We start from the raw sequence: 12,302 nt of genomic DNA, 5'->3' as shown, positions 1-12,302 counted from the left end.
GAAGACTCTCTTTTATCACTTTATCCATGCTCATCAGACATAACCGAAGCTCGATCGCTAAACCTATTTTACTGTTTCTTGGCTGCCTTGTGATCGGGGAGTTGGGGGTGTTAGTGGTAGCCAATAGCCTCTGGTTTACCGAGATGGGTTATTTAAACACTTTCCTGAAACAATTATCTTGGCAACTAGGATTAGGTTGGGGAAGTGCGATTCTTTCTTTACTCTTTATTTTTGCTAATTTACGTTTAGCCCAGCGTTTTCGTTGGCAAAAACCCCGGGAAGATAGTTATCCTCTTAGTCCTCAATCTCCTAGTATTAATTTACTCGGCCTTTTGATTATCGCAACGGGAATTGGAGCTTGGATCGGGTCAATGTTATTGTATTACAGTAAACTAGCCCTCAGTCTCTGGACACCGAATTTTCATCTCCCTAACCTTAGTTCTTCCCTAAGTTCTCCTCTGGAAATAGTTTGGATTAGGCAAGTATTAACAGATATTTCCAGTAATCTTTGGCAAGGGTTAATTATCGCTTTTTTAGTCTTGGGATTATTAATTAAAACCGAGTATTTTTTGCGAATAATATCTATAGTATTCACTGTCATGCTATCTTTTATTATTGCTGGGCAGTGGGCGAATTTTTTAAAATATTTTTATGGTGTTCCTTTCAATATTAACGATCCTCAATACGGGAATGATTTAGGTTTTTACATCTTTCAATTACCCCTGTGGCAGTTACTAGAATTATGGCTCGGTGGTGTGGGAATATATACTCTTTTTGCTGTTATTTTAACCTATCTTTTTTCGGGTGATAGTCTTTCTCAGGGAAAATTTATGGGGTTTTCCCGTCCGCAACTGCGTCATTTATACGCCCTGTGGAGTGGGTTAATGGGGCTGCTAGTATTACACCATATTATTCAGCGTTACCTGCTACTTTATTCTCCCGAAGGAGTAGTTTATGGTGCGGGTTATATCGATATTCATGTTGGTCAATTTATTGAAATTATTCTGGGAATTATTGCAGGAATAACCTCTATATGGTTAGGAGAAAAAGCATTATTTGCTAAAATAAACCGTCGCAAATTATACAAAACTGCCAAGAAAAAGTTGGTATTTTCCCCCTACTTAGTTCCTGTATTTCTCTATTTAATTGTTTGGATAAGTGGCACAATTATCAGTGGAGTATTACAAAGGACTGTCGTACAACCGAATGAATTAGTGAGAGAAAGACCCTATATCGAAAGAAGTATTCAATCCACAAGAGCGGCTTTTTCCTTAGACAGAATTGATGCCCAAGTTTTCGATCCACAGGCCGAATTAAATGCCGAAGTTTTAGAGAGAAACCATCTAACTATCGATAATATTCGTCTTTGGGACACCAAACCACTGCTAGAAACTAACCGACAATTACAGCAAATTCGCTTATATTATAAATTCCCCGATGCTGATATTGATCGCTATCAAGTGCGAGTAGGATCGCATCAAAACATCGAGGAACGTCCAATATCCGAAAAACAACAGACCATTATTGCCGCTAGAGAATTAGATTATAGTGCGGTTCCCACTTCGGCTAACACTTGGGTGAATAAACATCTCGTTTATACCCACGGTTATGGGTTCACTCTTTCCCCGGTTAATTTAGTGGCTGCCGGGGGTTTACCCTACTATTTTGTCAAAGATATCGGCACAAATAAAGACGAAGGGGCCCTACAAACCTCTAGCGAATTAATTGATTATAGTATTCCCATTGGTAAACCCCGCATTTACTACGGGGAATTAACTAATAATTATGTGATGACTCCCACCACCGTAGAAGAATTGGATTTTCCTAGCGGGGATGGAAATGTCTATAATACCTACGATGGTAAGGGAGGAATCCTAGTGGGTACGGGGTGGAGACGTTGGCTATTTGCCCTTTATCTGCGGGATTGGCAAATGTTATTTAGCCAAGATTTTACTCCCGAAACTCGCTTATTAATGCGTCGTGATATCCAAAATCGCGTGCAAACTATTGCCCCTTTTTTAAATTATGATCGCAACCCCTATTTAGTAGCGGCAGATGTGGGCGATAGTAGTAGTAAATTACATTGGATTATTGATGCTTATACTATCAGCGATCGCTATCCCTATTCTGACCCGGGGAAAGATAAATTTAACTATATTCGCAATTCGGTCAAAGTGGTAGTGGATGCCTATCATGGAACGGTCAATTTCTATGTTGCCGATGAAAATGATCCAATCATTCAGACGTGGAGTAAAATCTTTCCTCATCTCTTTAAATCTTTAGCAGAAATGCCGAAAACTCTCCGCAGTCATATCCGTTATCCCGAAGATTTATTTAGTACCCAAGCAGAAAGATTATTAACCTATCACATGACCGATCCACAAGTATTTTATAATCGGGAGGATCAATGGGAAATTCCCCTAGAAATTTACGGCACGGAACCCCAGGCTGTATCACCCTATTATTTAATCATGAAACTGCCCGATGCCGACAAAGAAGAATTTATTCTCCTCCATCCCTATACTCCCTCTAGTCGGCAAAATTTAATCGCTTGGTTAGCTGCGCGTTCAGACGATAGAGAGTATGGTAAGTTATTACTCTATCAATTTCCTAAACAAAGGTTAGTGTACGGGCCGAATCAAATTGAGGCTTTAATTAACCAAGATCCAGATATTTCTCAACAGATTTCTCTTTGGAATCGGGACGGTTCTAAAGTTTTGCAAGGACACCTATTAATTATTCCCATTGAACAATCGCTGCTTTATGTAGAACCTTTGTATCTAGTGGCAGACCAAAATAGTGTCCCGACAATCGCTAGAGTAACAGTTGCTTATCAAAATAAAATTGTCATGGAACCAACCTTGAAGGAAGCTTTAGAAAAGCTATTCTCAGGTCATCAGAGCTAAATTGCCGCTAATTGGCCACAAATTAGCAAGAAAGCTGATGCTGGTTCCAGAACGAGCCTCAATATCCCCGAATTTGCCCAGAAAATTGCCTGCTCTGGTTAATCAGCCAATTTTAAAATCCAGTATCATCAAAGGATTGAGTTATGCTTTTAATTAGAAAAGTGGGCAATTAATTCTGTGCGAGATAAATTAATTATTAAAGGGGTAAACTCCTCCACTGGTAATAATAAAATGCGCTCGATGATTAGGGACAAATCTGGGTCTAAACTACCAAAACGAGCTTTCAATAAATTTTCTACCACCAGACGTTCTCCCTGTTGAAGACCCTGTTGAAGACCCTGTTGAAGACCCTGTTGAAGACCCTGTTGAAGACCCTGTTGAAGACCCTGTTGAAGACCTTGTTGAAGACCCTGTTGACGGCCAGCATCCAGTTCTTCCTGAAGACGGGAAGTGTATAAAGGTGATAATCTCATAATTAACTCTCTGTCCTCCTGTTCAAGCTCTTGATCGTTAGTTAAAGAAGTTCTCAAGTTTAATAATAATTCTAGAGCATTTACCCGAAAAGGATGGTCCTCTGGTAACGATTCTAACTCATCGATCGCCCTTGCTTGTACTTTTCCCCGGCCTAAAATTCTTAACCAGAGAGTTGCTTCTGTTGGGGGTAATTGATGGATAACGGTGATTGCCGTGCGTAAAGAGGGAGCCAAAAAATAGATACCTTCCCCCCAATTCTCCTCATCTAATTTAGCTCCGAATCCTCCTAACAGTTGCGAGGAAGCACTGGGAGTCAAAATCCAGAGACGGGGGATTTCCCCATCGTTAAGATTCGTTTTCTGACGATTTGCTTGACGATTAATTTCCCCTTCCACTTCCAATAGTTTTAACAGACAAGTTCTAATTTCTGTAGCGGTGACAGGATTACGAAAGGGTTCAAATAAACAGGGATTAATCGCCATTTTTCCCAGTAATCCCAGCAGTTCTCTAGGATTATTATCGAGAATCTGGGGTGAAAACCAGACATCGATTTCTCGTACTTCTCCTCGTACAACCCGTGCCGATTTTACCTCTCCCAGAGAAGATAATAATTCTTCGAGATAATCTTTGGCAAACTGGTCATGAATAAATCTAGTCATAGGTTTATCTAACATGATTTAATAACTTATCTCGTAATTGCTTAATTCGATCACGATATTTAGCTGCTGACTCGAATTCTAGATTTTTCGCCGCTTCTTTCATTTGCGCTTCTAGTTGTTGAATTAACTCGGGAATTTGTTCCAAAGAAAGCTCTTCTATATTCTCACAAACCTGCTCTAATTGTTGGGAATTTAGGCGACGGGAAATATCCAGAAAAGCCAAAATTGAATTACTTGACCTTTTAACAATCGGTTGCGGAATAATCCCATGTTTTTGGTTATGTTCCTGTTGAATAGCGCGCCGTCTCTTGGTTTCTTTGATCGCATTAATCATACTATCGGTGAGATTATCTCCGTAAAGAATTGCCTGACCGCGAATATGACGAGCAGCCCGGCCGATAGTTTGAATTAAAGAGCGGGTAGCTCTTAAAAATCCTTCCTTATCTGCGTCTAAAATCGCCACTAAAGACACTTCCGGCAGGTCTAACCCCTCGCGAAGCAAATTCACGCCGATCAGCACGTCAAAGACCCCTTCTCGCAGGTCTTGGATAATTTCAATCCGTTGAATTGATTGAATTTCCGAATGTAGATATCTAACTTTAATTCCCCTTTCTTGCAAGTATTCGGTTAAATCTTCCGCCATGCGTTTAGTTAAAGTGGTAATCAAAACCCGTTCATTTAACCGCACTCGCTCCTTAATTTCCCCTAATAAATCATCTACTTGTCCCTCGGTTGGTCGCACAAAAATCTCTGGGTCTAAAACTCCCGTCGGTCGGATAATTTGTTCGACAATGCGATTTTCTGACTGTTCTAATTCCCAATCTCCCGGAGTGGCCGAAACAAAAATACATTGATTAACTTTCTGCCAAAATTCTTCCGACTTCAAAGGACGATTATCCGCAGCACTGGGTAAACGAAACCCGTGATCGATCAAAACTTTTTTTCGTGATTGATCGCCATTATACATCCCGCGAATTTGCGGCACACTGACATGAGACTCATCCACAACTAATAACCAATCTTGAGGAAAATAATCCACCAAACATTCCGGCGGTTCCCCCGCTAACCTACCCGCTAAATGCCGCGAATAATTTTCCACGCCATTACAATAACCCACTTCCTGCAACATTTCTAAATCATAACGAGTCCGTTGGTCCAAACGTTGCGCTTCCAGTAATTTGCCCGCTTTTTCTAACTCCAATAAACGGTTATCTAACTCGGTTTTAATATCCCGACAAGCCACCTCTAAACGCTCCTCCGGGGTAACAAAGTGACGGGCCGGATAAATACTAATTCTCTCTAATTTTTGCAAAACTTCCCCCGTCAGGGGATCGAGATAACGAATACTTTCAATCTCATCGCCAAAAAAATCAATTTTAATCACCCGATCCTCGTAAGCGGGAACAATTTCCAAAATATCGCCCTTCAGACGAAAACGACCGCGAGTTAACTCTAAATCATTGCGATTGTACTGCACTGACACCAAGGCCCGTAATAATTGCCTTTGGTCGAACTCTTGACCAACTGTTAAGGAAATCGCCGCTTTCAGGTATTCTGCTGGCATTCCCAAACCATAAATACAACTAATGGAAGCGACTACGATCACATCCCTGCGTTCAAATAGCGATCGCGTGGCCGAATGGCGCAGCATATCGATCTCATCATTAATCGAAGAACTCTTTTCGATGTAGGTATCGCTGACGGGAATGTAAGCCTCCGGTTGATAGTAGTCGTAATAGCTGATAAAGTATTCCACGGCGTTATTGGGGAAAAATTGCCGCAATTCGTTGCATAATTGGGCCGCCAGGGTCTTATTATGGGCAAGGACGAGGGTAGGCCTGCCGATTTTCTCGATCACAGCGGCAATGGTGAAGGTTTTGCCGGTGCCAGTTGCCCCTAGGAGGGTTTGGAAACGCTGCTGGTTTTGCAGGGAATCTACCAATTGATCGATCGCTGCCGGTTGATCCCCAGTGGGTTGAAAGGGTGCTTGTAGTTGAAAAGCGGACATTAGCGGCTAGGTGTAGAGAACAGGCAAAATAAATTATCAATCAAATTACCAACACTTATAGGGTTTTGGGGAAAGAAAGATGTATCTTAATATTAGAGAGGATTTTAAAAAAAGATTAAAAGTCTTCGAGAATACCCTAAACTTAAATCTTATCGTTTCCCCGAAGCTATTAACGGAAAGGAGTATCAGGTTATGACGGTGGAAAATCTAGAAACGAACGGGACTCAAACCCCAGCAACCACAGAAGAAAAGACCAGCAGCCCACGCGGTAAAGCTACTACGGCTAAAACCGCCAAAGATAAAGAAGTGGTCGCCCTTTCGGTGAAAAACAACGCTGAATCGGCTTCCAAAGCCTTAAAATTCTATCAACCTGAACATCGCTTACCCGAAAATCGTCCTGTTGGTACTAGCCATCTTCACTTCACGGAAGATGAAATGTTACCCGGGAGCCGTCCCGTGGAAGTTAGCCATCTGAAAGTGGTTAGTACCTATTCTTCCGTCGGTGGATTGCGTCCTGTCGGCTCTAGTGGTATGGAAGTCAGTAGCACTCTAGCGATTTCTGGCAATCGTCCGATCGCTCTCAGTCATCTGCACATTAGCGAAACTTATACAGTCATGGGTAATCGTCCCGTTGCTTCCAATGAAATCGATGATCCCGAAACTTTAATGGGATTTTTGGATTAATTGTTTTGTTGATCAAGATAGATTTTTTCCCTGTCCCGGACGGGGAATTTATTTTTTTTCCCTTTAGTTAATCACGATATTGGGCAATTAGTTGGTATTTTCCCGGTTTTAATTGCAGAGCAAATAAGCCATCCTGAGAGATTCCCTGACTGCTAATCATTCCCTTGGGGTTAGTTTCAAAGTGCCAGTGACTAAAATAAGTAATTCCCAGATCAACCTGAGTATCTGAGACGATTTGGCAATCCCAAATACGATTATATAAAGAAGCTTTGACCATAGCTAATTGACCGTCACCATTGCGAACATAATGGTCTTGATAACCTTGAGCAGGAGAAACGGTATTACCTTGAAATTTCCAGAAAGGGGTTTTCTCACTCAGGGCAGCGGGAAGATAATCTACCACATCTGGGATAATTAAGAGACCGGCCGCTAGATTAAATCCTTTACCTCCGACTTTAATTGGTTCTACTGGTAAAAAATTAGCCGTTGCTGTTCTTTGGGATTGATAAGATGGCTGTTTAATCCTGGCAGTAATCAAGTTATTGAGTTGTTCTTTGGGTTGGGAATCTTGGTAAAGAGGAGTTAGAACACTTGATAATAAAAGATAATGGGGAATAGACAAACCAGCAATGACTAACAAGCTGACTAAAAGCCGTTTTTTGAACTGGTTAAAATTCACGGAAATAGAGAGAATTGCCAAAGTAGAAACTAAACCCGCTGCCACGGCAATAAAGCGAAAGGGAAACTGGATTTTTTGCAGGGGAAAGATGATTTTGTAGAATGGTAAAGAAAGAGGTGAAATCATCCATAAACTCAGTCCCGACAAAACTATGAGAGCAACTGGATCAAAATCAAATTTTTCTAATTTATTTCTTCTCTGCCAAACTGCTCGAACACTTAAGATATAAATCATTAGATAGATGCTGAAAATGATACTAATTATAAAAGTATGTCGATTTTGATCAAAGTTATTACCAAAAGCCACCCAATCCCCCAGAGAAGTTCCTACTGGTTGACGAATTTCTTTTAAACTAAAAACCGCAGGAACTAGGTAAGGAAAAGAAAAAGTTATACCAATTATAAAGAAGAAAATCCGCCAGCCAAAATCTCGAAAATTTCTATTTTTTAACAGGATAATTACCGAATAAATACCAAACAAAAAAAATATAATAATCAGACTGGGTAGATGAGCTAATGCTATCAAAGAAGTTGTAATTGTTAATGCTAAACCATTAGCAAAAGTAATCCTAGTAGAAACTTTTAGAAGTGCGGTCACAAAAAAAGGCATTAAAGCAATAGCCAAGCACTCTGCTAATGCTCCGCGCCAAAATAAACAGTAAAATAGGTAAGGATTAATTACTAAAGTAATAATTAGTTGATAGTAAAGTATGCCCCTTCTTTTGAATAAATATGCTGCTAAAGTTGAGGCACTAATTATATTGATCAGCAAAATAGTTAGCACGGTAAATCTTAGAGCAACAACTGGAGAAAATCCGAGCAAATGGTAGGGAAAAGCTACATATCTTAAAAGAGGAGGATAGAATAAAAATGCTGCATTTCCATAGCCTCCATAGCCTTGAGCATACCATTTTGGGAATAAGTCTCCAGACTTAACTTGCTCTGCCCAAAAACTATTCCAAAATAAATGAACAAGACCATCATTTGTTCTTTCTGGAGCGAATAAGAAAGCTAACCAAGTGCTACCTATAATCAAAAACACCAGAAGAGCGAAACTAAGTTGTTTTCTATGTAATCGAGCAAGACTAACAAGTATATTCATGATCAGGGCAGCAGAAGATTTTAATTTTTTACTGATTATCTAATCCCATGTTTTAGCTATCTCAAGCCACAAAATTAAATAATTACTATCTATAAAATAGATTTTTTACTTATTTATTTCACGAAAGTTCTTAGGGTAAATTTTAGCATAAACTAGACTAGCTTTTTCAGATAATACTTGAATTTCATAGTCAGAAGATAAATTATCAAAATCTTCTTGACTCATAATAATTTCATGATTTTTATCGCTATTGACGGCAGTTTTAAGTTCTTCGGCACTCCTCACCCACCAAATCGGTCTATTACTATAAAATAAGGCACTGGGGTGATTAAGATCAGCAGATAACTTAGCAATTATTAAGGTATTTTTCTTACTAAAATCCTCTTGCCCTGCCACTTCTGCTAAAGCAGCTAGGGGAGTTACTCTTGCAGTGTAAAGTCCTCTAACTTCTCTGATTCCAGAAAAGACAAAAACTGCAAATAGTAAAATAGTCGCCGATTTAGGAGTAAGCCTTTTCAGTAAAATGAGAACAAGTAGAGTGGCAGCAATCACAAAACAGAAAACTGCTACTATCTGTTTAACTGAAGGACTGATAATACCAACAATTTTGAGAGGTGTTAAAGGGAAAATAACTAAAGCTACAGTTGCTATACTAATCAATATCCACGAACGAGCAGTAGAAGAAGCTTGTGCCTTTTGAAATAAATAACCGATAAAAATTGCAAAAATCGGATAAAGGGGAAGAATATACCAGCTTAATTTGGTTGATACCAAACTATATAGACCAAAAACCACCAGAAAGAAAACGATTAGAACTCTTGACGAGCTATGGGGCTTTAAAGTATCTTTAACACTGAGGATAAATGCAAAAGGAATTAGATAAACCCAAGGAAAAAAGGATTGAAGAACTGTTCGGAAATATGAGAGAAAGTCTCCACTGTTTCCCTCGAGGGGGCGGGTTGCCCGTTCAATTACATGATAACCTAAGTATTTCCCCAAAAAAGCCTGTCCATGCTGTAGCAGCACTGTTAAATGCCAGGGAAGAATTATCAAAGTAGCCAAGACAATACTTTGCCAAAAATGCCTTGATTTAAAAGTAGTTAATAACTGTCTTTCAATCAACAGCGTTATCATAATGGCAGCTGGTGCAACAATGGCAGCAAAACCTTTAACCATAAAAGCCAAGGCACAAGCAGTACCAATAAAATACCACCATTTTTGATTGCCTTGGCGAAGATGAAGATAACCGTAAAGTGATAGAAACAGAAAGAATGTCAACATCATATCGGTGGTACCAAACCGAGCAGAATGGACAAATTGATAACTTGCCAACAAAATCAACGAAGCAAAAACTCCTGCCCAATATCCATAAACTTTTTTACCAATTAAATAGATAATAGCAATTAAGGCGACTCCCGATAAAGCCGAAGCGGCTCTTGCCCAAAATTCGTCAACCCCAAATAATTGAAAAAAAGCAGCGGTTGACCAGATAAATAGGGGGGGTTTATGAAACCAAGGCACATATCCGTAATGTAGAGTTATCCAGTCACCATTTTGTACAATCTCTTTGGAAATTTGTGCATATATAGCTTCATCCCAATCTTCTAAACTCCTCTGTCCTAATTTCCCCAGCAAGATGATTGCCGATAGAGAAAACAGTAACCAGAGAGTGGGATCTTTAAATTTCGATATAATGACTTGGATTTGTTCAGTTTTTAGCATGGAATTAAACAGACTAATTATTGTATTGAAGGATCGCAAATGGTAACAGTTTTTTTCCAGTTCACAGCTTGATTCATGGTGCTTATTTATTTGATTATTTTCTTTCTGTTTTTAGGATAGTAGATCAAAATGACCTCCTCAGGACAAAAGATTTTTGTGAGGTTAAAATGTCAAAAAAATACCAAATCACTTTCACTCAAGATTGCTCATCTAAGATGCCCATAAATTTCAGGTTAATTAGCAATGTTTTCTAGAAAGCCGAGAAGATTGCTTACACTAGGATAATCCTTGATATAAACCGTCCCCTGGCTGGCAGAAAACCACAGACATTCTACCAAGATGTTATCAAAAACTACCAGAATTGTAAAGTAAATTGACAAGCAGTGACTACAACAAGCAAAAACCCTCACCCTGATTACAGCGTTTTTCATAAAGATGAAGTATAACCGGATAGGGCATCGTCTCGGAGTCTCCCCAAAACCAAAACCCCATAGCTCACCATGAAGATAACTGCTATAATCATCATCTCTGGCTGAATCAGGTCACGAAGACCTTTAATCGATATGCGTATCCGATTTATTATATAGCGTTTTTCAGTCTGCTGAGGTACAAAAGTTATGGGTTTTAGGCAAAAGGCAAGAGGCAAAAGGGAAGAAAAATAGGTGTACCTCACTAGCTTAGGAAACGATATAGATTAATGCACAATTAATTTTTGAGGGTTCAACAACGGCAAAAATAAGGATTAAATTGCCTAAAATCTGTCAATAGACCATTTAGTTGATTATTATTCATTCTTGATTCTCCTGACGACCGACTACCGACTCCTAAACCTAACAACAATTTTTGATTTTTACAAGAGGTCTATTGATTCGATGTTTCTGTTAAGATGTCTTTGTACAATGATCGGCAGCTAATTTCAATGATACCTCACTGGGTTTCTAATGATGATCAAACGAATTCTTATTATCGTCACCTGCCTAATGCTGCTTTGGTGCAGTTTTGGATTATTAAATTTTACCTACGATGCTTCAGTTTTAGCGCAAGAGGAATATTATCAGATTCGATCGCTTCATAGTCGCGATGGTATCGGTAAATTTTATCTAGGACGGGAAATCGCTAAAGTCATGGGACACCAAGAAATGTTATGGTTAGAACGTCCTAGTCGCCGTTTCACGGAAAAACCCGATGATCTGATCACCGCACTACATTTAAAACCCACAGACCTAGTGGCAGATATCGGCGCGGGGACAGGTTATTTGAGTTTTCCTATGGCGAATTTAGTAGAACAAGTTTTCGCTGTCGATGTGCAACCGGAAATGTTAGGGGCAATTGATTTTTTAGCCGAGGAAAATCAAGTGAAGAATATAACCACAATTCTCGCCACAGAAACCGATCCCAAATTGCCTATAAATGCGATCAATTTAGCTTTAATGGTCGATGCTTATCACGAGTTTTCCTCTCCCCGCGAGATGATGGAGAATCTGGTCAAATCCTTAAAACCCGATGGTAGGGTGGTATTAGTAGAATACCGTCGTGAAAATCCCCTGATTCCCATCAAGGCCCTTCATAAAATGACCCGCAGACAGGTAGAAAAAGAAATGGCCGCTATCGGTTTAGTGCCAGAAGAAATCATCGAGACTTTGCCCCAACAACATTTAATGATTTTTCGGAAAACAAATTAAAATTAGCCAGTTAACCCAGGCTAATCTGCGGGACTGTCTTTTTGGATTAACACCTCACCAGCGATTAAACGTTGGGCTGCCGACAGTAAAACATCCTCAATATAGGGCTTGACAAAATAACCTTTTGCCCCTTTAGCAGCGGCGAGATGCTGCATTTTTTGCGACCCTCGCGAGGTAATCATCGCTACTGGTATCCCCTGAAGTTGTTCATCCTCTTGCAGACGAGAGAGCAATTCTAACCCATTCAGTTCAAGGGGTGACAGAGGGGCTACAAGCTAGATAGAGCGGGGGGTCTAGCCAAACGACCCCCTAAAGAAATAGAGTGGTTAGGACAACCACTCAAAATTTTAAAATGTTACCTTCATTCTATCAGGCTTGTTTACAGGC

The 12,302-nt window shown here is 39.8% G+C and carries 7 protein-coding genes and 1 pseudogene; 3 read left to right on the top strand and 5 right to left on the bottom strand.

Annotated elements, in window-relative coordinates; translation table 11 throughout:
• Positions 1-26: 26 nt before the first annotated feature.
• Positions 27-2,906 carry a UPF0182 family protein gene (locus tag IM500_RS12270; protein WP_190718661.1) on the top strand — a complete coding sequence of 960 codons (2,880 nt, stop codon included), beginning with the start codon at positions 27-29 and terminating at the stop codon, positions 2,904-2,906.
• Between the two features lie 149 nt (positions 2,907-3,055).
• On the opposite strand, the gene IM500_RS12265 is transcribed toward IM500_RS12270, so the two are convergent.
• Positions 3,056-4,039 (bottom strand): flagellar assembly protein H, encoded by a 984-nt coding sequence (locus IM500_RS12265; RefSeq protein WP_287738530.1) that lies wholly within the window; start codon positions 4,037-4,039, stop codon positions 3,056-3,058.
• A gap of 4 nt (positions 4,040-4,043) precedes the next feature.
• Positions 4,044-6,047: an excinuclease ABC subunit UvrB gene (gene uvrB, locus IM500_RS12260; RefSeq protein ID WP_287738528.1), complete on the bottom strand. Its 2,004-nt coding sequence runs from the start codon at positions 6,045-6,047 to the stop codon at positions 4,044-4,046.
• A gap of 192 nt (positions 6,048-6,239) precedes the next feature.
• Between uvrB and IM500_RS12255 the strand changes: the two genes are divergently transcribed.
• Positions 6,240-6,731, top strand: a complete 492-nt coding sequence (locus IM500_RS12255) for a hypothetical protein (RefSeq protein ID WP_002795747.1) — start codon at positions 6,240-6,242, stop codon at positions 6,729-6,731.
• A 67-nt stretch (positions 6,732-6,798) separates the two neighbouring features.
• Here IM500_RS12255 and IM500_RS12250 read toward each other — a convergent pair whose 3' ends face one another.
• On the bottom strand, positions 6,799-8,511 hold the full coding sequence (locus tag IM500_RS12250) for a putative glycosyltransferase family protein (protein WP_190721835.1): 1,713 nt from the start codon (positions 8,509-8,511) through the stop codon (positions 6,799-6,801).
• Positions 8,512-8,616: 105 nt separating this feature from the next.
• On the bottom strand, positions 8,617-10,233 hold the full coding sequence (locus tag IM500_RS12245; RefSeq protein WP_287738527.1) for an ArnT family glycosyltransferase: 1,617 nt from the start codon (positions 10,231-10,233) through the stop codon (positions 8,617-8,619).
• Positions 10,234-11,174: 941 nt separating this feature from the next.
• On the opposite strand from IM500_RS12245, the gene IM500_RS12240 reads away from it, so the two are divergent.
• Entirely contained in the window at positions 11,175-11,915 is a 741-nt protein-coding gene (locus IM500_RS12240) for a class I SAM-dependent methyltransferase (RefSeq protein ID WP_190719287.1), read from the top strand.
• A 20-nt stretch (positions 11,916-11,935) separates the two neighbouring features.
• On the opposite strand, the pseudogene IM500_RS12235 reads toward IM500_RS12240, so the two are convergent.
• A pseudogene (locus IM500_RS12235) lies at positions 11,936-12,163 on the bottom strand (response regulator); the annotation flags it as partial.
• Positions 12,164-12,302 lie beyond the last annotated feature (139 nt).

This window comes from Microcystis sp. M179S2 (assembly GCF_020245805.1).
Taxonomy (GTDB): domain Bacteria; phylum Cyanobacteriota; class Cyanobacteriia; order Cyanobacteriales; family Microcystaceae; genus Microcystis; species Microcystis aeruginosa.
The sequence above is the reverse complement of the archived record's forward strand: the minus strand, read 5'-3'. Positions and strand labels throughout refer to the sequence as shown.

Excerpts from the sequence above, each read along its gene's own strand:
- IM500_RS12250 (WP_190721835.1), bottom strand. The coding sequence starts at position 8,511 with ATGAATATACTTGTTAGTCTTGCTCGATTACATAGAAAACAACTTAGT.
- IM500_RS12255 (WP_002795747.1), top strand. The coding sequence starts at position 6,240 with ATGACGGTGGAAAATCTAGAAACGAACGGGACTCAAACCCCAGCAACC.
- IM500_RS12265 (WP_287738530.1), bottom strand. The coding sequence starts at position 4,039 with ATGACTAGATTTATTCATGACCAGTTTGCCAAAGATTATCTCGAAGAA.
- uvrB (WP_287738528.1), bottom strand. The coding sequence starts at position 6,047 with ATGTCCGCTTTTCAACTACAAGCACCCTTTCAACCCACTGGGGATCAA.
- IM500_RS12245 (WP_287738527.1), bottom strand. The coding sequence starts at position 10,233 with ATGCTAAAAACTGAACAAATCCAAGTCATTATATCGAAATTTAAAGAT.
- IM500_RS12270 (WP_190718661.1), top strand. The coding sequence starts at position 27 with ATGCTCATCAGACATAACCGAAGCTCGATCGCTAAACCTATTTTACTG.
- IM500_RS12240 (WP_190719287.1), top strand. The coding sequence starts at position 11,175 with ATGATGATCAAACGAATTCTTATTATCGTCACCTGCCTAATGCTGCTT.